This window comes from Acidiphilium iwatense (genome assembly GCF_021556475.1).
In the GTDB taxonomy this organism is placed as follows: Bacteria; Pseudomonadota; Alphaproteobacteria; order Acetobacterales; family Acetobacteraceae; genus Acidiphilium; species Acidiphilium iwatense.
Genome location: NZ_JAKGBZ010000027.1, coordinates 17,828 through 37,954 on the forward strand (window position 1 = coordinate 17,828; position 20,127 = coordinate 37,954).

Annotated in this window: 18 protein-coding genes; 7 read left to right on the forward strand and 11 right to left on the reverse strand. The window is 66.0% G+C overall.

What is annotated here, in order from left to right; all coding sequences use genetic code 11:
- Positions 1-79: 79 nt before the first annotated feature.
- The 4 genes from L2A60_RS13280 to L2A60_RS13295 all read right to left on the reverse strand — a co-directional run bounded on the left by L2A60_RS13280 (position 80) and on the right by L2A60_RS13295 (position 5,867).
- Positions 80-2,755, reverse strand: coding sequence for a valine--tRNA ligase (locus L2A60_RS13280; protein ID WP_235704893.1), 2,676 nt, complete (start codon positions 2,753-2,755; stop codon positions 80-82).
- A gap of 225 nt (positions 2,756-2,980) precedes the next feature.
- Positions 2,981-3,625 carry a DUF2497 domain-containing protein gene (locus tag L2A60_RS13285; RefSeq protein WP_235704894.1) on the reverse strand — a complete coding sequence of 215 codons (645 nt, stop codon included), beginning with the start codon at positions 3,623-3,625 and terminating at the stop codon, positions 2,981-2,983.
- Between the two features lie 11 nt (positions 3,626-3,636).
- Complete coding sequence (locus L2A60_RS13290; RefSeq protein WP_407932557.1) at positions 3,637-5,097, reverse strand: TolC family outer membrane protein; 1,461 nt, start codon at positions 5,095-5,097, stop codon at positions 3,637-3,639.
- A gap of 107 nt (positions 5,098-5,204) precedes the next feature.
- Positions 5,205-5,867 carry a protein-L-isoaspartate O-methyltransferase family protein gene (locus tag L2A60_RS13295; protein ID WP_235704896.1) on the reverse strand — a complete coding sequence of 221 codons (663 nt, stop codon included), beginning with the start codon at positions 5,865-5,867 and terminating at the stop codon, positions 5,205-5,207.
- A gap of 597 nt (positions 5,868-6,464) precedes the next feature.
- On the opposite strand from L2A60_RS13295, the gene L2A60_RS13300 reads away from it, so the two are divergent.
- A complete protein-coding gene (locus tag L2A60_RS13300; protein ID WP_235704897.1) occupies positions 6,465-9,131 on the forward strand; it encodes an Rne/Rng family ribonuclease in 2,667 nt (888 codons plus the stop codon).
- Here the strand turns inward: L2A60_RS13300 and L2A60_RS13305 are convergent, their stop codons facing one another.
- The 7 genes from L2A60_RS13305 to L2A60_RS13335 all read right to left on the reverse strand — a co-directional run bounded on the left by L2A60_RS13305 (position 9,132) and on the right by L2A60_RS13335 (position 14,125).
- Positions 9,132-10,205 (reverse strand): 2Fe-2S iron-sulfur cluster-binding protein, encoded by a 1,074-nt coding sequence (locus tag L2A60_RS13305; RefSeq protein WP_235704898.1) that lies wholly within the window; start codon positions 10,203-10,205, stop codon positions 9,132-9,134. It lies immediately after the preceding gene.
- 10 nt (positions 10,206-10,215) lie between these two features.
- Positions 10,216-10,707, reverse strand: coding sequence for a 1,2-phenylacetyl-CoA epoxidase subunit PaaD (paaD, locus tag L2A60_RS13310; RefSeq protein ID WP_316044780.1), 492 nt, complete (start codon positions 10,705-10,707; stop codon positions 10,216-10,218).
- A complete protein-coding gene (paaC, locus tag L2A60_RS13315; RefSeq protein WP_235704900.1) occupies positions 10,704-11,480 on the reverse strand; it encodes a 1,2-phenylacetyl-CoA epoxidase subunit PaaC in 777 nt (258 codons plus the stop codon). The genes paaD and paaC overlap by 4 nt, the downstream gene beginning before the upstream one ends.
- Before the next feature lie 6 nt (positions 11,481-11,486).
- Positions 11,487-11,768: a 1,2-phenylacetyl-CoA epoxidase subunit PaaB gene (gene paaB, locus L2A60_RS13320; RefSeq protein ID WP_235704902.1), complete on the reverse strand. Its 282-nt coding sequence runs from the start codon at positions 11,766-11,768 to the stop codon at positions 11,487-11,489.
- A complete protein-coding gene (gene paaA, locus L2A60_RS13325) occupies positions 11,765-12,748 on the reverse strand; it encodes a 1,2-phenylacetyl-CoA epoxidase subunit PaaA (RefSeq protein ID WP_235704903.1) in 984 nt (327 codons plus the stop codon). Before paaA ends, paaB begins: the two co-directional genes overlap by 4 nt.
- 87 nt (positions 12,749-12,835) lie before the next feature.
- Positions 12,836-13,819 (reverse strand): D-erythronate dehydrogenase, encoded by a 984-nt coding sequence (denD, locus tag L2A60_RS13330; RefSeq protein ID WP_235704904.1) that lies wholly within the window; start codon positions 13,817-13,819, stop codon positions 12,836-12,838.
- Positions 13,820-13,843: 24 nt separating this feature from the next.
- Positions 13,844-14,125, reverse strand: a complete 282-nt coding sequence (locus tag L2A60_RS13335; protein WP_235704905.1) for a cyclase family protein — start codon at positions 14,123-14,125, stop codon at positions 13,844-13,846.
- A gap of 155 nt (positions 14,126-14,280) precedes the next feature.
- On the opposite strand from L2A60_RS13335, the gene L2A60_RS13340 reads away from it, so the two are divergent.
- The 6 genes from L2A60_RS13340 (at position 14,281) to L2A60_RS13365 (ending at position 20,121) form a co-directional block, all read left to right on the forward strand.
- Positions 14,281-15,273 carry a substrate-binding domain-containing protein gene (locus L2A60_RS13340; protein ID WP_235704906.1) on the forward strand — a complete coding sequence of 331 codons (993 nt, stop codon included), beginning with the start codon at positions 14,281-14,283 and terminating at the stop codon, positions 15,271-15,273.
- A 10-nt stretch (positions 15,274-15,283) separates the two neighbouring features.
- On the forward strand, positions 15,284-16,789 hold the full coding sequence (locus tag L2A60_RS13345; RefSeq protein ID WP_235704908.1) for a sugar ABC transporter ATP-binding protein: 1,506 nt from the start codon (positions 15,284-15,286) through the stop codon (positions 16,787-16,789).
- Between the two features lie 13 nt (positions 16,790-16,802).
- Positions 16,803-17,837: an ABC transporter permease gene (locus tag L2A60_RS13350; RefSeq protein ID WP_235704909.1), complete on the forward strand. Its 1,035-nt coding sequence runs from the start codon at positions 16,803-16,805 to the stop codon at positions 17,835-17,837.
- Between the two features lie 211 nt (positions 17,838-18,048).
- Complete coding sequence (locus L2A60_RS13355; RefSeq protein WP_235704910.1) at positions 18,049-18,513, forward strand: Rrf2 family transcriptional regulator; 465 nt, start codon at positions 18,049-18,051, stop codon at positions 18,511-18,513.
- On the forward strand, positions 18,503-19,396 hold the full coding sequence (locus L2A60_RS13360) for an NAD(P)/FAD-dependent oxidoreductase (protein WP_235704911.1): 894 nt from the start codon (positions 18,503-18,505) through the stop codon (positions 19,394-19,396). The genes L2A60_RS13355 and L2A60_RS13360 overlap by 11 nt, the downstream gene beginning before the upstream one ends.
- A gap of 164 nt (positions 19,397-19,560) precedes the next feature.
- Positions 19,561-20,121, forward strand: coding sequence for a ferritin-like domain-containing protein (locus L2A60_RS13365; protein WP_235704912.1), 561 nt, complete (start codon positions 19,561-19,563; stop codon positions 20,119-20,121).
- Positions 20,122-20,127: the final 6 nt, after the last annotated feature.

The window sequence follows — 20,127 nt, forward strand, 5'->3', positions numbered from 1 at the left end:
TGCTGGCCTTGTCAGTTCCGCAATAGATCGCGTCGCCTTCGGCTGACGATGACGCGCTCCCCGGACATGGTGACCGTCATCAGGCGATTCGCGACAATGCGGCGTCGAGCCGGGCGAGTTCGGCCTGTGCCGCGTCCAGCCGGTCGCGGTTCTCGGCGACTACATCCTCCGGCGCGCGGGCGACGAAATCCTGATTGGCGAGCTTGCGGGCGATTTTCTCGGCCTCGGACGCGGTTTTTTCCCGCGTGCTGGCGAGGCGCCTGCGCTCGGCGGCAAGGTCGATCACATCGGCGAGCGGCAGGATGATCGTCGCTTCGTCGATGATCGCCTGCGCGGCGCCCTTCGGCATGTCGCTCGTAAGTGGTTCCAGGCTGGCGATCCGGGCGAGCCGGGCGATTTCGGCGTGCCAGCGCCCCGCGCGGGCGATCGTGCCGGGATCGGCGTCGCGGAGCAGAATGGGGATGCGGCTCGCCGCCGGCACGTTCATCTCGCCGCGCACCGCGCGGATTTCCGAGATCAGGCGGATCACCCAGGAGACTTCGTCGTGCGCAACTTCGGCGCCGGCGACGGCGACCCGATCCGGCCACGGCGCCCGGATCAGCGAGCCGGCCTCGCCATAGCCGAAATCGTCCCACAGGGCTTCGGTCACGAACGGGATCACCGGATGCAGCAGCCGCAGGATGGTGCCGAGCACATCGGCGGCGACCGCGCGCAATTCGCGGGCTTCGCCGGTTTCACCGGAGAGGCCGGGTTTGGCGAGTTCGAGGAACCAGTCGCAGAAATCGCCCCAGGTGAAGCGGTAGCAGGCCAGCGCGTAATCCGACAGGCGATAGGCGTCCAGCGCCTCGGTCGCTTCCGCGACGGCGCGGTTCGCGGCGTCGAGAATCCAGCGCGACAGCGGCAGTTTCGCATGGCCGGACTGGAACGCCGGATCGGGCCGGCAGTCGTTCATTGCGCAGAAGCGCGCCGCGTTCCACAATTTGGTGACGAAGCTGCGATTGGTTTCGACCATGGCCGGACCAAGCTTGATGTTGCGCCCGGCACCGCTCTGCGCGGTGACGGTGTAGCGCAGCGCATCCGCGCCGTAGCTCTCGATGAGCGCGAGCGGATCGACCACGTTGCCCTTGGTCTTGCTCATTTTCTGGCCGCGCTCGTCGCGCACCAGCCCGTTCATCATCACGGTGCGGAACGGCACGTCGCCCATCACGTAGAGCCCCATCATCACCATCCGGGCGACCCAGAAGAAGATGATGTCAAAGCCGGTAACCAGAACGTCGCCCGGATAATAGCGCGCGAGTTCCGGCGTATTGTCCGGCCAGCCGAGGGTGGAGAACGGCCAGAGGGCGGAGCTGAACCAGGTATCGAGCACATCCTCGTCCTGGATGAGCGCTGCGGCGTGGCCGTAATGCTCCTCTGCCTGGAGCTTCGCGTCCGCCTCGGTTTCGGCGACGAAAATGGTGCGGTCCGGCCCATACCAGGCGGGGATGCGATGGCCCCACCAGAGCTGGCGGGATATGCACCAGGGCTCGATGTTGCGCATCCAGGCGAAATAGGTGTTTTCCCAGGATTTGGGCACGAATTCGATGCGGCCGTCCTCGACCGCAGTGATCGCGGGCCCCGCGAGTTCGGCGGCGTTGCAGAACCATTGCTCGGTCAGCAGCGGTTCGATCACCGCGCCGGAGCGGTCGGCGTGCGGCACGGTATGGGTATGCGGCTCGACGCGGTCGAGCGCGCCGATGGCATCCAGATGGGCGACGATTTCCGCGCGGGCGGCGAAGCGGTCCAGCCCCTCCAGGCTGTCGAGGAAGGACGGATCGGCCGGGTGACAATCGGCGCGGATTTCGGCGAGGGCGATGCGCGCGGAACGATCGAGAATCGAGGGTGCGGCGAGGTTGTGGCGCTGGCCCACCGCGAAATCGTTGAAATCGTGCGCGGGGGTGATTTTCACTGCCCCGGTGCCCTTTTCGGGGTCGGAGTGCGCGTCGGCGACGATCGGGATTTTCCGCCCGGTGATCGGCTGGACCACGGTTTTGCCGATCAGGTCGCGATAGCGCGCGTCGTCGGGGTGCACCGCGACGGCGGTATCGCCCAGCATCGTCTCGGGCCGCGTGGTCGCGACGATGATTGCCTGATCGGTGCCTTCGATCGGGTAGCGCAGGTGCCAGAGATTACCCTTGACCTCGCGCATCTCGACCTCGAGATCGGACAGCGCCGAGCGGAATTCCGGGTCCCAGTTGACCAGCCGCTTGGCGCGGTAGATCAGCCCGTCGTTGAACAGGCGGACGAAGATGGTACGCACCGCGCCCGACAAGCCGTCATCCATGGTGAAGCGCTCGCGCGACCAGTCCGGCGAGGCGCCGAGCCGGCGCAGCTGACGGGTGATCGCGCTGCCCTGTTCGGCCTTCCACTGCCAGACCCGGTCGAGAAACGCCTCGCGCCCGATCGCCTGGCGGGTGGTGCCCTCGCGCTGCAATTCGCGCTCGACCATCAATTGCGTGGCGATACCGGCATGGTCGGTGCCCGGCTGCCAAAGTGCGTCGCGGCCCTGCATCCGGCGGAAGCGGATCAGTACGTCCTGCAATGTCATGGTGAGCGCGTGGCCGACATGCAGGCTGCCCGTGACGTTGGGCGGCGGGATCATGACGGTGAAGGGTTTCGCGTTGCGCGACGGATCGGCGGCGAAGGCGCCTTCCTGTTCCCATGTCTCGTAAAGCCGCGTTTCGAAAGCGGCGGGATCGAAATTCTTGTCCAGCATGGATCAATTATGCGCGAAATGATCGCGCCGTGAAAGTAGCGGACTCTTGCAAATAAACAGCGAAACGTAGCGCAGCTCGTTTCGCTGCCCCTCGCGAATGCGAGGGCGCGGCTTTAGCCGCGAAAGCCAAGGGCGCGGATGCGCCCCCCTTCGTTGCGCTTCCAGCGATCCTTCGGGTCGCCGGAACCTTGCGCAACTCCGCCCGGCGTTTGAGGATCAATCAAATCACCCTCCGTCGCGGCCGACGACGCGTTCGATCTCGGCGCGGACCATGCGCTCGACCAGGCTGGGCAGGTGGGAATCCATCCAGGATTTCAGCATCGGGCGGATTTCCTCGCGCACGATCTCCTCGACCGTGGGGCCGCCCCTGGTGACCGCGAGCGAGCGATCCGCCGAGATGGTGCGAACCAGCGCGCCGAACTGGGCCGAGACCGCTTCGGCGGTGCGGGCGCCGATGATCGGCTGCGGTGCTTCCACCGTGCCGGATTTTTGCTCCGGCTCGGCGGACGGTTCGTAGGGCTGGTCGGTGCCTGCGTTGTCGGGCGGAGTTGCCGAAGGGTCCGACAATTCGACGGATTGTTGGAACGGCAACGGAGGGGGCGCTGTGGACAAGGTGGAAGACGACGCGAACGCCTCCCGCGCCGGGGTACGAAGCGGTGCGCGGGCGGAGGGCGCTTCGGCGGGCGGTTCGTCGTCCGGCACCATCATCGAGGCGTCGAGCATGATCACCGATTCGGGCGCTTGGGTCGCCTCCGGCGCGGCCGGCGGAACCTGGACCGGCGGTTCGTCATTCCTGATGATGCGGCGGATCGAGGCGAGAATCTCGTCCATCGACGGCTCGTTGCCTAGAGGCTGGTTCGAGACGCTCATCGGGTCGGCTCCTATTTGGTCGCGGCTGGGGCCATCGCCGCCGTTGCCGCCGGCTCGTTCAGCAGGCGGCCGTCCGGCGTGATCCCGGCTTCCTGATACGCCGCGTTGCCGTTGCCGAACAAGGCATCTTTCACCGAGCGGTAGTATTTCAGATCGTCGTAATGGGTGACCGGCAAAGCGAGGTCGGTCGCGGTCAGCCGGCCGATCGCCGCCGCGATGGCGTAGGATTCGTCGACCACGTTGGCGATGTTCTGGATTTGCGTGGTCTGCGCGTTGAGCAGCAATTGCTGGGCGTTCAGTACGTCGAGCGTGGTGCGGGTGCCGACGATTTCCTGGCGTTCGGTGCCGTCGAGCGCGATCGCGTCGGAGCGGATCTGGGCGTCGGTGCTGCGCACCGCCGCTTTCGAGGCGATCAATCCTTCATAGGCCTGGGTTGCCGATTGCACGGCGGTGCGGCGCGCGTCGATCACCCCGGCGATGGCAAATTGCACCTTGTCGCGCGCCTGGCGGATCGCCGCGTATTCCGAGCCGCCCTGGTAGAGCGGCACGGTGAGGTTGGCGAGCACCTGGCCGCCGGTGGTGCGCGAATGCGGGCCGCTCGGGTTCGATTCGTCGAAGGCGGAGGCGGACACCGAGATTTGCGGCGCGAGGGCCGCGACCGCGACATCCACCGCGTCCTGGTTCGCCGCCTGGGTGAACAGGGCGGCGACCACGCTCGGGTTGTTCAGCATCGCCTGCCGGACCAGGTCGGCCTTGTCCTTGATCGGCAGGACGAGCGGCTGCGGCGGTACCAGATGGCGCGCCGGATAGGCGCCGACCAGTTGGCGGAAGGTTTCGTCGGCGATGTGGAGATTGCCGCGCGCGACCTCGACCTGTTCCTGCGCGCCGGCGAGTGCCGCCTTGGCCTGGGCGACCGAGGTTTCGGTGATTTCGCCGACATTGAACTGATCCTGCACCGCGCGAAGCTGCTGGCCGAGGACCTTGCGGTTGTTGATGTCGAGCGAGAGCAACTGCCGGTCGGTGATGACGGTCACGAAGGCCTGCACCACCTTGGTGAACACGCTCTGCTCGGTCGCCAGCAACTGGGCGCGGGCGGCATAGACGTCGTTCTTCGCCTGATGGGTCTTGGCGACGGTGGCGCCGCCCTTGAAGATCGGCTGGGTGACGGTGATCTGGCCGATCGCCTCGTTGCGCGACTGCGGCAGGGTGGCGCGGGTGAGAGTGGACTGGCCGGTGAACGGATTCGTGCCGGGAAAGGCTTCTTGGCTGGTGCCGGTGATCCGCCCGGCGGTGCCCTGGATTTCCACGGTCGGGCGCCAGCCGGCGAGGGCGGCTGGCACGGTTTCGTCGGTCGCGCGCAGATTGGCGCGCTGCTGCTGCAGCGTCGGGTTGTCGGCATAGGCCTCGGAGAGCGCCTGGGTGAGCGTGGCAGGGCGGGCGGAGCGCGGCGCGTTGCCTGCGGCCAGTGCCATGGGCTGTGCGATGAGCGCGGCGACGGGGATTACGGCGCAGAGAGCGGTCGATCGGCGGCGCATGGGCTTCCTCGCAGAGAATGTCGTCGGATCGGAATGACGGATCATCAGAATACGAATTCGGGCTTGCGCCGGAAGGCGGTGAGCGGGCTGGCATGGCAATCGGCGACGGCGCGATGGGCGAAACCATCGCCGCTCGGCTCGGCACGCACGATCCGGCCGATCCCGCGTTCGTACAGGATCGCGATCAGCCGGCCGCCGGGGGCGAGCTGGGTGGTCAGGGTGTCGGGCAGGAATTCGACACCGCCCTCGATCACGATGAGGTCGAACGGGGCGTGTTTCGTATCCCCCCCGGCCAGCGGACCCGCGACGAGCCGCACCTCCGGCGCTTCGGCGGACAACGCCTGTTCGGCGATGGCGCGCAATGCAGCATCGTCTTCCAAGGCGAACACCGCGCCGCCGCAGGAGGCGATCACCGCTGCGCCATAGCCGGTGCCGGCGCCGATCACCAGCACGCGCTCGCCGGGGCGGATGGCGGCGAAATGGGCGAGCTTGCCGATGGTCAGCGGCGGCGGCAGCACCCGTCCGCCGCCGAGCGGCAATTCGGTGTCCGCATAGGCGCGGGAGGCGAGCGAAGCCGGGACGAACCGCTCGCGGCGCAGCGTGCGCATCGCGGTGACGATGCGGTCGTCGATGATATTGTTGGGGCGCACCTGGCTGTCGACCATCAGGGCGCGCGCCGCGCGGAAATAGGAGTCGGTATCCGGCATCGTGAAGCCTCTACGCCAGTGTGGTGGTTCTGAAGTTCCTGTGTACTCGCGGTGGCGATTTTAGGAACTTCAGAACCAAAAACCACACTGGAATCATATGTTTGCTAGTGGTCCTCCCGATTTGGAAGGTCGTAGAACGCCTTTGCCGGCACCGACGAACTTCCAAACCGGGATACTAGAGCCAGTCCCCCTATAAGGCCAGCCGCGCGATCCGGCAAAGCGCGGCGGCGGGGTGCGGCGGCCTTGCGCCGCGCGGGCGTTTGCGCCATTACATCGATATTCAAGAGGTTCGGCGCCAGAGTTCAATCCGACCGGCGCGGCCTTTTGATCCTTTCCGCACCGTGCGCGTCGATTTCGGCCGAACGGGGCAAACCACCCTGGGCAGCGCTGCCGGATCGGGTATGTGCCGCCCCACGAGATAAGGACCGATGATCGCGCTTTTTGTCGCACCCATTCAAGCTGGCGCCCACCCATCCGGCGCCGGTCGCGACCAGGCGCCCCGGCTCTTCAGCCCGACTCTTTTCACAACCCATCACCCGCGCCCGTACCCTGGCGACCCTCCGGTCCCGCTGCCGGCGCGCAGGAGTTTTTCCTTCAATGACCAAGACCATGCTCATCGATGCGAGCCACGCGGAAGAAACCCGCGTGGTCGTGCTGGACGGTAGCCGGCTCGACGATTTCGACATCGAGACCGCCGACAAGAAACAGATCAAGGGCAATATCTATCTCGCCAAGGTGATCCGCGTGGAGCCGAGCCTTCAGGCGGCTTTCGTGGAATATGGCGGGAACCGGCACGGGTTTCTCGCGTTCGCGGAAATTCACCCGGATTATTACCAGATTCCGGTCGCCGACCGGCAGAAGCTGCTGGAAATGGAGGCCGAGGAAGCGCGCCGCCGGATCGAGGCCGAGGATGCCGAGGACGCGCAACCGCGCACGGCCCCGCTGCACGCGGCAACCGCGCCGACGGTAACCGAAATCGCGATCGAGGACGCGCCGCCGCAGGCCGATCATGCCGCGGATCACGACGTCGAGCGTGGCGGCGAGCAGATATCCGGGCAGACTGAACCCGACCGTGTCTCGGGTGCGGCGGGGGAGGCCGAGCCGGCGGCCGAAGCGTCGGCGGATGACGGAGCAGAAGTCGAACGGGCCGAGCCGCCCGAGCAGGTGGGCGGCGAGGACGCGGCGGACGAGGCGCGCGAGCGGCGGCGGATGCGCACGCTGCGGTCCTACAAGATCCAGGAGGTGATCCATCGGCGCCAGATCATTCTGGTGCAGGTGGTCAAGGAGGAGCGCGGCAGCAAGGGGGCGGCGCTGACCACCTATATCTCGCTCGCGGGCCGGTTTTCCGTGCTGATGCCGAATTCGCCCAATGGCGGCGGGGTGTCGCGCAAGATCACCTCGGCGGCCGATCGCAAGCGGCTCAAGGAGGTGATGGCGGAACTCGACATCCCGGACGGGATGGGCATGATCGTGCGCACCGCCGGCGCCAACCGGCCGAAGCCCGAGATCAAGCGCGATTGCGAATATCTGCTGCGGCTGTGGGACGATATCCGCGAGCGGACGCTTGCCTCGGTCGCGCCGACGCTGGTGTACGAGGAAGCGACGCTGATCAAGCGGACGATCCGCGATGTCTATACCCGCGATGTCGATACGCTGCTGATCGAGGGGGACGAGGGGTTCCGCACCGCGCGCGAGTTCATGCGCATGCTGATGCCGACCCATGTGAAGAAGGTGCTCCAGTGGCAGGACCGCCAGCCGCTGTTCGCCAAGTACAATGTCGAGCAGATGCTTGACCAGATGTTCCAGCCGACCGTGCAGTTGCGCTCCGGCGGGTATCTGGTGATCAACCAGACCGAGGCGCTGGTGGCGATCGACGTGAACTCGGGGCGCTCGACGCGCGAGCGCAATATCGAGGACACCGCGCTGCGCACCAACATGGAAGCCGCCGAGGAGGTGGCGCGGCAGTTGCGGCTGCGCGATCTGGCCGGGTTGATCGTGGTCGATTTCATCGACATGGAGGCGCGCAAGCATAACAGCATGGTCGAGCGCAAGCTGAAGGACGCGCTGAAGACCGATCGCGCGCGCATCCAGGTGGGCAGCATCAGCCATTTCGGGCTGCTGGAAATGAGCCGGCAAAGGCTGCGCCCGTCGCTGGCCGAGACCATGCTGATCCCGTGCCCGCATTGCGCCGGGCTGGGCCATGTGCGCAGCACGGCGAGTACCGCGCTCGCGGTTCTGCGCGGTATCGAGGATGAGGCGGCGCGGCAGGCCGCCGAAATCGCGGTGCATCTGGCGCCGGACGTGGCGCTGTATATTTTCAACCATAAGCGCACCCAGTTGGCGGCGACCGAGGCGCGGTTCGGGATGCAGGTGCGTTTCGCAGCCGATGGCGCGGTGCCGTCCGAATTCCGTATCGAGAAACTGCGGGCGCAGACCGCGCCGCCGCGCCAGGCCGAGGCGCCGGTGGCGATTGACGCACACGCGGCCGAACCGGTGGCGGATGTTGCCGACGAGGATGAGGAGCCGGACGAGGAAGGTGTTGCCGGCGAGGCCGCCGATTCGCGGGCCGGCGGCAAGGCGGATGAGGGTGAGCGCGGCCGACGTCGGCGGCGGCGGCGGCGGCGCGGCGGACGGCGCGAGGATGCCGCACCCGCGCCGGGCGCCGATCAGCCGGATGTGCCGGAAATTCCGGCGGAATTCGCGGCACGGCTGGGTCAGCCGGTGGCGGTGCGCTCCGAGCCGGCGAGCGCGGCGGCGGTGACGCCGGACGTCGCACCTGCGGCCGAGATTGTCGAGGCCGCGCCGCAATCGGCCGTCGATGTGGCATCCGAGGAGGCCAAGCCGGAAGATGCCAAGCCGAAGCGGCGTGCGTCGCGCAGCCCGGTGCGTCGCCGCCGCGCCGGTTCGGATGCCGAAGCGTCGCCGGTGCAGGAGCCGGTTCTGCCGGTCTTTACCGATATCGCGGACATCTTCGAGGCGGCCGAACAGGCCGAGGCGCGCACACCGAAGCCGCGCCGCGCGTCGCGCGCCGCGGCGGCGGCGCAGGCGCCCGCGACGGTTGCCGAGGCCGCTCCCGCGCCGGAATCCGAGCCGGAGCGCGTGCCCGAGCCGGTTCCGGTTGCCGAAGCGGCCGAGGCGCAAACGCCGGAGCCCGCACATGAGCCCGAACCCGCGCCTTCACCCGCGGTGCAGCCCGTGGTGATCGGTGCGGCAGAGGCGCCGCAGGCGGAGCGCAAGCGCGGCTGGTGGCGCCGGCCGGCTTGATCAGACCTGATCGAAGTCGATAACCGTGCCGTCGGATATCGGCCTGGCCTGACAGGTCAGAACGAATCCGGCGGCCGATTCCCACGGTTCCAGCGAATAATTCACCGCCATGGCGGCCGCCCCCGCGACCACGCGGGCGCGGCAGGTGCAGCACATGCCGCCCTTGCAGGCATAGGGCAGGTCGAGCCCGGCGCGCAGGGCGGCGTCCAGCACTGCTTCGCCGTGCGCGACATCGATGCTCCGGCGCTTGCCGTCCGAAATGATCGTGACCTGCATGCCCGGCATGGCGGTTTCGGCGCGCTTGGGTGCCGCGCGCGGCGCGCCGCCGAGCGCGGAGACGAAACGCTCGACATGGATGGCCTCGGACGCGATGCCGTGATCGAGGGCCGCCACCTCGACCTCGGCGATCATGCCCTCGGGACCGCAGATGAAGACATGATCGACCGGGGTGCCGGCCATATGGCCGAGGAGGCGCGCGGCCTTGGCACGGTCGAGCCGTCCGTTCAGGATCGGGATGTCCTGCTCCTCGCGCGAAAGGATATGGACCACCGAAAACCGGCCGGTATAGCGGTCTTTCAGGGCGGACAGCGCGTCGCGGAACAGGATCGAATCGGCCGAGCGGTTGCCGTAGGCGAGGAAGACGCTGCTTTCGGGTTCGCGCGCGAGGATTGCGCGGATGATCGCGATGACCGGCGTGATGCCCGAACCGGCGGCGAAGGCGGCGACATTGCGCGGGCCGGTCGCGGGCGGGATCGCGCCGAACCGGCCGGTCGGGGTCATCACCTCGATGATATCGCCGGCGGCGACATCGCGGTTGATCCGGCGCGACATCGAGCCTTCCGCGATTTCGCGGGCGGCGATGCGCAATTCGCCGTCCTCCGGCGTGGAGCAGATGGAATAGGCGCGGCGCTGTTCCGCGCCGTCGATTATCGCGCGCAGGGTGAGGTATTGGCCCGGAGCGAAACGATAATCGGCTTTGAGATGATCGGGGATGCGGAAGGCAACGGAGACGGCGTCCGGGGTTTCGTGCCGGATATCGGCGACGGTGAGCGGATGAAAGCGCGGGGCGGTCATTGTCAGAAGGTTAGTGACATTTGAAGTGGTCGAAGGGCTCGCGGCAGGCGGTGCAGCGCCAGATGGATTTGCAGGCGGTGGCGCCGAATTCGGCAATGCGTTCGGTGGCATTGGACTCGCAGCGCGGGCATGGGACGGGGGTATTGTCGAACAGGCAGTTAGAGCCGCGCGCACCAGGCGGGGCGATACCGTTACGGGCGAGCTTGGCGCGGGCTTCGTCGGTCAGCCAGTCGGTGGTCCAGGCCGGCGCCAGCACGAGCCGGATGCGGGTGTTTTCGATGCCCGCTTCGTGCAAGGCGCGTTCGATATCCAGCGCGATCGCCGCCATCGCGGGGCAGCCGGAATAGGTGGGGGTGATGGTCACTTCGACGAACCGATCCACCAGTTCCACGCCGCGCAAGATCCCGAGTTCGGCAATGGTGAGCATCGGGAGTTCGGGATCGGGCACCGCGGCGGCGGCACTCCAGGCGCGATCGCGCAGGGTTGGTTGCGGCGTGCTCACCAGATCGCTCCGGGATAGGAGCGCGGCAGGATTTGCATTTCCGCAAGTAAATGGCCGAGATGTTCGGAATGCCGCCCGCGCCGCCCACCGCTCTGCATCCAGGTGGATTGTGGTTTCGCGAGTCCGGCTTCGGCGAGAATCCGATCGAGCGATGCGGTCCAGGCGGGACGGATGGTTGCGGGATCGGCCAGGATGCCGCCGACGATGAGGTCCGTTTCGGTTTCGGGAATCGCGAACATCTCGCCGGTATAGGGAAACAGCGCATCCAGCGCGTCCTGCGCGCGGCGATGGCTTTCCTCGGTGCCGTCGCCGAGTCTGATCGTCCATTCGGCGGCGTGGCGCAGATGATAGGCGGATTCGGGGACCGATTTCGCGGCGATGGCGGCGAGCGCGGCATCGGCCGAGCTTGTCATTGCCTGCCAGAATGCATGGGCGAAAGCGGAGTAGAGATATTGCCGGATAATGGTGTGCGCGAAATCGCCGTTCGGCTGTTCGACTAACAGAATATTGCGGAACTGGTGCGGATCGCGCCGGTAGGCGTAATCGTCTTCCGTATGACCGGCGTTCTCGATGGTGGCGGCATACTCATAGAGTAAGCGCGCCTGACCGATGAGGTCGAGCGCGATATTGGCCAGCGCCAGATCCTCTTCCAGCATCGGCGCATGGCCGCACCATTCCGACAGGCGATGGCCGAGGATCAGCGCATCGTCCGCACGGGCGAGAACGGCGGCAAACAGCCTGTCATCGACGACGGCGATGCTTGTGGTGGCCATCGGGCCTTACATATGCCCGACATCGTCGGGCACCTCGTAGAAGGAAGGGTGACGGTAGATTTTGCTTTCCGCCGGCTCGAACAGCATCGCCGCATCGTCGGGGTCGGAGGCGGTGATGGCGTTCGAGGGAACCACCCAGACCGACATCGCCTCGTTGCGTCTTGTGAACAGATCGCGCGCGGCGGCGAGGGCGAGGGTGGCGTCGGCGGCGTGCAGCGAGCCGACATGCTTGTGCGCGAGCCCGTTGCGGCTGCGCACGAACACTTCCCAGAGTGGCGTGAGGGTCATGCCGCCGCCTTGCGCCGGCGCTTTTCGGCGAAGGCGAGTGCCGCCTCGCGCACCCAGGCGCCATTTTCATGGGCGCGGTTCCGCGCGGCGAGGCGGTCGCGGTTGCACGGGCCGTCGCCGCGCAGCACGGCACGGAATTCATCCCAGTCGATCGCGCCGTAATGCCAATGGCTGGTCGCTTCGTCGAACCGGAGCGCGGGGTCGGGGAAGCTCAGGCCGAGATAATGGCCTTGCGGCACCGTGGCGTCGACGAATTTCTGGCGCAGCTCGTCGTTGGAAAACCGCTTGATCTTCCAGCGTGTCGATGCGTCCGAATGCTGGCTTTCGCCGTCCGGCGGGCCGAACATCATCAGGCAGGGCCACCACCAGCGATCCAGCGCGTCCTGCGCCATGGCGCGCTGCGCCGTGGTGCCGCGCGCCAGCACGGTCATGATCTCGTAGCCTTGGCGCTGGTGGAAGCTTTCCTCCTTGCAGACGCGGATCATCGCGCGCGCATAGGGGCCGTAGGAGCAGCGGCAGAGCGGAATCTGGTTCATGATCGCGGCACCATCGACCAGCCAGCCGATCGCGCCGATATCCGCCCAGGTGAGGGTGGGATAGTTGAAGATCGAGGAATATTTGGCGCCGCCGCTCAGCAATTGCTCGACCAGGGTTTCGCGCGCGACGCCGAGGGTTTCAGCGGCGGCGTAGAGATAGAGGCCATGGCCGCCTTCGTCCTGCACCTTGGCGAGCAGCGCGGCCTTGCGGCGCAGGCTGGGCGCGCGGGTGATCCAGTTGCCCTCGGGCAGCATGCCGACGATTTCCGAATGCGCGTGCTGGGCGATCTGGCGGATCAGGGTGCGGCGATAGGCCTCCGGCATCCAGTCGTTCGGCTCGATTTTCTGCTCGGCGTCGATCCGCGCCTGGAAAGCGCCGAGACGGCCGGCGTCTTCGATGGCGGGCGGCGCCTTGTCCGCCGCGTTGAGGCCTTGGGTATACATGGCGAGGTTCCCGGTGTCGGGAGCGAGTTATATTACAAAAATTATCGATGTCAATTTATTTCGTAATATACGAACCGGCGGGCCCTGTCAGATGTTTTCGCCAAGCTCGTCCTCGATATGCGCGCGAATGATCTCATCGAACGAGGTTTCGGCGCGAAAGCCGAGCGCGAGCGCGCGTCGCGCGTCGAAATCCGTCGCCCAGCCGGAGACGATGCGCTCGATCACCGGATCGGCTTCGCGGCGGATGAGGGAAGCGGCCTTGTCACCGGCGACGCGACGGAGCGCTTCGATCTCTTCGCCGACCGTTGCTGACAGGCCGGGAAGATTCAGATTGCGGCGCGGGCCGACGCGGCCGAGATCGAGGGTCGCGGCATGGATCAGGAAGCCGATTGCGGCGCGCGGGCTCGCGAACCAGTGGCGCACCGACTCTGAAACCGGCAGCACCGCTTCCCGGCCGATCAGCGGCTCGCGCAGGATGTTCGAGAAGAAGCCGGAGGCGGCGGCGTTCGGCTTGCCGGGGCGGATGCAGATGGTCGGCAGGCGGATGCCAAGCCCGTCGAAGAAGCCGCGCCGGCTGTAATCGGCGAGCAGGAGTTCGCCGATCGCTTTCTGGGTGCCGTAGCTGGTGAGCGGCGTGGTGAAGAATTCGTCGCCGATCCGCGCGGGAAAGGGCGCGCCGAACACCGCGATCGAGGAGGTGAAGACGAGGCGCGGGCGGTACGGCGCGCGGGCGGCTTCCGCGCGGATCGCCTCGAACAGGAGGTGGGTGCCGTCGAGATTGACGCGGTAGCCCTTGGCGAAATTGGCCTCCGCCTCGCCGGAGACGATGCCGGCGAGATGGAAGATCAGGTCGGGCCGCGCGGCGACGAGGCTTTCGGCAACGCCGGGTAAGGAGAGATCGGCGGCGCGCGTCTCGATCGCCGTTGCCGCGCCGGGCGGTACCGCGGGATCGACCACGTCGGCGAGGGTGAGGCGGGTGATTTCGCGATCGCTGACCCGCCGATCGGCGAGAATCCGGTGGGTCAGTTTGCGGCCGATCATGCCGGCGGCGCCGATGATAAGGATATGCATGGGCGTGGATGGTCTCCGAATGGGTTATGTCGTGTGCATTTTGACGGCGGCGGCAGGGTTCGTCGAGCAGGGCGATTGCGCGGCCGGACCGCCCGACGAGCCCTTGACCTTGATCGGCAGGAACAGGAAGCGCGCGCCACGCACCGGCAGGCGTTCGAGCCCGGTCAGCAGCTCGACATAGGCGATGCCGTGCGACAGGCCGAAGACATGGACCGGCGCGCCGTCATGCGCGGAGCCATGGTCGCTCGCCGGGATTGATTCGGAGGCCGCGCAGGCCGCGATGCTCGAGCGTCTGCGCAACGGCACGCGGTGCGACTAAATTCGGCGGCAAAAGAGAACTGATTTTTTGAAAAAACGGTTCAAACGATTTTTTGTTCTATTTTGGCCGTTGCCCGGCACATCGCGGCCATGCTTATGTCGCGTTCAAAGCCATTCCGATCATAAACCCTGGGAAGACAGTCATGAAATCAACGAAATCCTGGTTGCTGGCGGCCGCACTTGCCGCCGGTGCGCTCGGCATCGCCGCACCGCGCGCTGAAGCCGCGCAAAGTTGCGCCAAACCGAAATACGTCATCGGCATGTCGCTGATGACGCTGACCAACCCGTATTTCGAGACCATGGCGAAGAGTGCCGAACTCTACGCCGCCGCCGATTGCGCCAAGCTGGTCTATTACGGCGGCAATATGAGCGAGGCGCAGCAGCTCAACCAGATCGAGGCGTTCATCCAGCGCCATGTCAACGCCATCATGTTCGCGCCGGCGGACGCCGCCGCGGCGTCTTCCGCCGTGCTCGCCGCCAACCATGCGCATATCCCGGTCTTCACCATCGACACCAATGTCGACATGAAATCGCTCAAGCGCGCCGGCGGGCATATCGTCGAATTCGTCCAGTCGAACAATGTCGAACTCGGCGAAACCGCGGCGAAGGAAGTGATCGCCTATGACAAATCCGCGCTGCACGGCGCGCCGGTCGAGCTCGGCTGGGTCGATTATCCGTTCGCGACCTCGGTGCAGGACCGCGACAAAGGGTTCAAGACGGTCATCGACGGCGACAAGGCCATTCATGTCGTCTCCCGCCTGAACGGCAAGGGCACTACGCCGGGCGGCCTGTCGGCCACAGCCGCCATGCTGTCCGCGCACCCGAACGTCAACGTGATTTTCGATATCAACGCGCCGAGCGGCCTCGGCGCCGTCGATGCGATTCGCGCCGCCAACAAAACGGGCAAGGTCGCGGTGATCGGCCTGTCCGGCAGCCAGCAGGCGGTGCAGGCGATCTGCGACAATTCGGTCTACAAGGCCGGCGCGCTGCAGGACCCCTCGCTCGAATCGAAAATCGAGGTCGCCAACATCGTCAAATATCTCCATCACGAGAGCGTGCCGAAGCTGGTTCTGACCAAGACCTACAGCGTCACCAAGGCGAATTGTCACGACATGCTGAAAATCGCCTATCCGTGAGAACGCCCTGATGAGCGCGGTTCTGGCGGAGCGGGGCGGCAGCCTCGCTCTGTCCGGCATCGTCAAGCGCTACGATGCCGCCCCGGTGGTGCGCGGCATCGGCTTCACGCTGCGGGCCGGACGGGTCACCGCCCTGCTCGGACATAACGGTGCCGGAAAATCGACCGTGCTGAAAATCCTCGGCGGCGCCGAACGGCCCACCGGCGGCACCATTCTGCTCGACGGCGCGCCGGTCGGCTTCGCGACCCCGCGCGAGGCCGAGGCGCACGGCATCGCCGTGGTCTGGCAGGAACTTCGCATCATCGAAAACCTGACGCTGGTGCGGAATTTTTTTCTCAACCGCGAAATCACCAGGGCGGGGCTGGTCGATCGTGCGGCGATGCGCGCCCATGTGGTGCGCGCGCTCGCCGCCCACGGTCTCGACGCCGACCCCGATGCGCCGGCCGGCGACTTGTCGCCGGGCGACCGGCAGATGCTGGAAATCATCATCGCACTCGACAAGGGCAGCCGGTTCCTGCTGCTCGACGAACCGACATCGGCGCTCAATGCGAGCGAAATCACCCGCCTGCTGGAAACCGTGCGCCGTCTCGCCGCCGCCGGAACCTGCGTGGTCATCGTCACCCACAAGCTCGGCGAGGCGCTGGCGGTCGCCGATCATGTCGTGGTGATGAAAGACGGCGACATCGCGCTGGACGCCGAGCGAGGCGAACTTTCGGAAGCTGATCTCGCCTATTACATCACCGGCCATCGCCGCGAGGCGACGCCTCTTGCCGAAGCCGCGCCGCGCTCGGCCTTCGGCGGCGACACAATGCTCGACATTCGCGACCTCTCCGCCGGCAATTGCCTTGACGCGAGCTTGGAGATTCATGCCGGGCGGGTGGTCGGCCTCTACGGCGTCGCCGGCGCCGGGCAGGTCGATCTGCTCGAAGCGCTGTTCGGCGTTCGCAAGCTGCGCGGCGGGCGGATCACGCTGAACGGCACGCCATACATCCCCAGCACGCCGCGCGCGGCCTTGGCGCGCGGTTTCGGCTTTCTCACCGACGATCGCAAGCGCAACGGCTTCATCCCGGACATGACGATCAGCAAAAACATCGTTCTCGCCAGCATCAGGCGCTTCGCGCGCGGTCCCTGGTTCGATGCCGATGCCTGCGACATCCAGGCGAAAGCGATGGCCTCGCGGCTCGCCATCCGCTCGCCACTTACGATGCATGTCCGGCGGCTTTCCGGCGGCAATCAGCAGAAAGTCATTTTTGCCAAATGGGTTACCGCCAAGAGCAGGATCCTGCTGCTCGCCGAGCCGACCAAGGGGGTGGATATCGGCGCCAAGGCGGAAATCCACGGCTTGATCCGCGAGCTTGCCGCCTCCGGCGATACGCTGCTGGTCTGCTCCTCCGAGATCGAGGAGATTCTGGAAATCGCCGATGTCGTTCACGTCTTCCGCCACGGCGTCTGTGCGGGGCAGGGGATTCCCCGCGCCGAGGCGGAAGCGAAGTCGCTTCTCGCCCTGTCCCTCTGAAACGGTGACCGGAATGGCCAGAACCGAAACCACGCCGACCCCACCCGCGACGCCAAGCGCCGCCGCGCCGCGCAAATCCTTCCGCCTGCCGCCGGAGACCGGCATTTTCATCATCCTCGCCCTCATCATGGGCGGGATGGAACTGCTCACCGGCAATTTTCTCACGGTGGGCAATATCTCGACCCTGCTGGTCAACACCATCACCATCGGCCTGCTCGCGGTCAGCGAAACCTTCGTCCTCCTGATCGGCGGCATCGATCTCTCGGTGGGGGCGGTGCAGGCGCTGTCGGGGGTTGCGGCGGCGGTGGTGATCAACCACACGCCGCTCGGCTGGCCGGGGGCAATTCTCGCCGGAATTCTCGCCGGGGCGGCGATCGGCTTCATCAACGGAGCGATCACCCATTACGTCAACGTTCCCTCCTTCATCACGACTTTTGCGACTCTCGGCGTTGCCGCCTCGATTCCGCTGATCGTCACCCAGGCCAACCCGATCCCGATTTTCGACAATACCTTCAACGCGCTCGGCCAGGGCTACGTGCTGAAAATCATCCCGATCGGCGTGCTGATCATGCTGCTGATCGCGGCGATCGCCCATGTCGTGCTGAGCCGCACCGCGTTCGGGGTGAAGGTCTACGCGGTGGGCGGCAACCGGCACTCCGCCTATCTCGCCGGCGTCAATCTCGCGCGCATCGACATTCTCTGCTTCACCCTGTCGGGCACCATCGCGGGGTTTGCCGGCGTCATCCTCGCCGCCCGCCTTGCCTCCGGCTATCCCACCGCCGGCTCCGGCGCCTCGCTGTTCGACGGCATCGCCTCCGCCGTGGTGGGCGGGGTGAGCCTGTTCGGCGGCTCGGGCAGCGTGGCCGGGGCGCTGCTCGGCGCGATCGTGATCGGCACCCTCACCGAGGGGATGGACGTGCTCGACCTCAATACCTACTGGCAGCCTCTGGTCATCGGCGTGGTCATCCTGCTCGCGGTCACGCTGGATACCTGGAAATCGGGCCTGTTCCGCACCCTGATGCGGCGGATCGGGGGCGCGAAGGTCTGATCGGGCCGGCTGGCATTCAGGCGAATTCAGCCGATGCGGACGGCAGATGGAGGATGGTTTGCGGAAAGCCATCATCGCCGGTCTGTCGGTGCGGCATATCGTGCCGCCGACCCCGATGCAGCCCGCGGTCTGACTCCCGATCAATCCGCCTCTTGTCGCCTCTTGTGCAAAAGCCTTGACGTTTACGCATTCATGCAACATATGAAGTTGCGTGAAACGCGATAGTCGATTGTCGGGTGTGCTCCACATCCTGCTGCACCTGGCCGAGCAAAATGGTCCCGTGACGTCCGAGGTCCTGGCCAGGGCGATGGCCACCAATCCGGTGGTGATCCGGCGGATCATGGCTGACCTTCGGGACCAGGGATATGTCCGGTCGGAAAAGGGGCATGGCGGCGGGTGGACCCTGACCTGCGATCTGTCAGCGGTCACGTTGCGCGACATCTACACAGCACTCGGCAGCCCATCGCTTTTCGCCATCGGCAACCGGACGGAGTCGCCCGGCTGCCTCGTTGAACAGGCGGTGAATGCCGCCCTCGATCAGACCTTCCGCGATGCGGAAGCGCTGCTGGTTTCGCGCCTTGGCGAAGTGACTCTGGCCATGCTGAGCGCGGACTTTCACCGCCGCCTCGTTACCCGTGGCGGCTCTCATGATCTGGAGACTGTACATGCGTCATGACGCGATCATCATCGGCGGGAGCTTCGCCGGGCTGTCGGCAGCTATGTATATCGCCCGCGCGCGGCGTTCGGTCTGCGTCATCGACACAGGATCGCCCCGCAACCGCTTCGCGGCACATTCCCATGGCTTCTTTGCGCAGGATGGCAGTGCACCGGGCACTATGCTCGCCACCGCGCGCTCGCAAGTTGCGGCCTATCCCACGACAACCTTCGTCGGCGGAGAAGCAATCAGCGCCGCCAAGACGCCGGACGGCTTCTCCGTCGAATTAGCAGCCGGTCACAAGCTGGAAAGCAGCAGGTTGGTGCTCGCCTTCGGCATCCGGGACGAATTGCCTGCCATTCCCGGGCTGGCCGAACGCTGGGGCAGCAGCGTGCTCCATTGTCCCTACTGCCATGGCTATGAGTTCGGCGGACAGCGATTGGGCGTGCTGAATGTCTCGCCCATGTCGGCCCATCAAGCGATGCTGGTTGCCGAATGGGGACCGACAACGCTCTATTTGAACGGGGCTGCCGATCCCGACGATGAATCGCTTGTCCAGCTGCGGACGCGCGGCGTCGCCATCGAGCCGGCATCGGTGTGCGGATTGCACGGCGATGGCTCGCAGCTATCCGCGATCGAACTTGGCGACGGGCGAATGTCGGGCGTGGACGCGCTCTTTATCGGCACGCGCACGCGCTTCAACAGCGATATCGCGCGACAACTCGGCTGTGCGACGGACGAGAGCCCGTTCGGCCCCATCATCCGAACCGATGCCGCAAAGTTGACCACAGTACCTGGCGTCTATGCGGCCGGCGACATCACCCGCGGCGCCCACAACGTGACGTGGGCAAGCGCCGATGGCGTCACGGTCGGCATGGCTGTGCACCGCTCGCTGATTTTCTGATCAGTCATCGAGCGTCCAGATTGGAACGCATGCCGAAATTCAAACCAAGACATTGTCTTCCGGCCGGGTCATTTGTAAGCGGGCCGTTTCTGCCGATATAATGAATTGGGTCCCGATCCCATTGCGAAGGCGGTTGCCGGGACGTTACAGTGAAAGTCATGGCCATGACCGGAAACCTCATGTCGGCGGATAATCTCTTCCTCAAGGATGTCGCGGCGATGCGATCGCGAACCCAGGATTATCTGGCGGGCGGCCGCAAGGCGGCCAATGGCGGTATGAACTCCGCTGCCGCGATCGGCCTGTTGCAGGCGGCGCTCGCGATCGAAATCGTCTGCGTCTGGCGCTACACGATGATGTCGGTCTCGGTGACGGGGTTGCGGGACGAGCCGGTCGGGGCGGAATTCCAGGAACAGGCCAATGACGAGCGCAGGCATGTCAGGATGGTCGCCGAACGGATTGGGCAACTGGGCGGAACGCCGGATTTCGCCCCGAAAGGGCTGAGATCGCATCTGGCCATGGATTATGGGAGCGACACCGATCTCGACGGCATGATCGCCCAGAACCTGGCTGCCGAGCAGTCCGTGGTCGAATATTACCGCGACCTGATCTTGTATTTCCGGGACAGCGATCCGGTGACCAGCACGATGCTCGAACGAATCCTCCAGGACGAGGAGGATCATGCGACCGATATGGACGATCTGGTCCGGCGCGACGGCACTCACTGACGATCC

Coding starts and splice junctions, on each gene's coding strand:
- L2A60_RS13280 (WP_235704893.1), bottom strand. CDS start 2,755: ATGCTGGACAAGAATTTCGATCCCGCCGCTTTCGAAACGCGGCTTTAC.
- L2A60_RS13285 (WP_235704894.1), bottom strand. CDS start 3,625: ATGAGCGTCTCGAACCAGCCTCTAGGCAACGAGCCGTCGATGGACGAG.
- L2A60_RS13290 (WP_407932557.1), bottom strand. CDS start 5,097: ATGGCACTGGCCGCAGGCAACGCGCCGCGCTCCGCCCGCCCTGCCACG.
- L2A60_RS13295 (WP_235704896.1), bottom strand. CDS start 5,867: ATGCCGGATACCGACTCCTATTTCCGCGCGGCGCGCGCCCTGATGGTC.
- L2A60_RS13300 (WP_235704897.1), top strand. CDS start 6,465: ATGACCAAGACCATGCTCATCGATGCGAGCCACGCGGAAGAAACCCGC.
- L2A60_RS13305 (WP_235704898.1), bottom strand. CDS start 10,205: ATGACCGCCCCGCGCTTTCATCCGCTCACCGTCGCCGATATCCGGCAC.
- paaC (WP_235704900.1), bottom strand. CDS start 11,480: ATGGCCACCACAAGCATCGCCGTCGTCGATGACAGGCTGTTTGCCGCC.
- paaB (WP_235704902.1), bottom strand. CDS start 11,768: ATGACCCTCACGCCACTCTGGGAAGTGTTCGTGCGCAGCCGCAACGGG.
- paaA (WP_235704903.1), bottom strand. CDS start 12,748: ATGTATACCCAAGGCCTCAACGCGGCGGACAAGGCGCCGCCCGCCATC.
- denD (WP_235704904.1), bottom strand. CDS start 13,819: ATGCATATCCTTATCATCGGCGCCGCCGGCATGATCGGCCGCAAACTG.
- L2A60_RS13340 (WP_235704906.1), top strand. CDS start 14,281: ATGAAATCAACGAAATCCTGGTTGCTGGCGGCCGCACTTGCCGCCGGT.
- L2A60_RS13345 (WP_235704908.1), top strand. CDS start 15,284: ATGAGCGCGGTTCTGGCGGAGCGGGGCGGCAGCCTCGCTCTGTCCGGC.
- L2A60_RS13350 (WP_235704909.1), top strand. CDS start 16,803: ATGGCCAGAACCGAAACCACGCCGACCCCACCCGCGACGCCAAGCGCC.
- L2A60_RS13360 (WP_235704911.1), top strand. CDS start 18,503: ATGCGTCATGACGCGATCATCATCGGCGGGAGCTTCGCCGGGCTGTCG.
- L2A60_RS13365 (WP_235704912.1), top strand. CDS start 19,561: ATGACCGGAAACCTCATGTCGGCGGATAATCTCTTCCTCAAGGATGTC.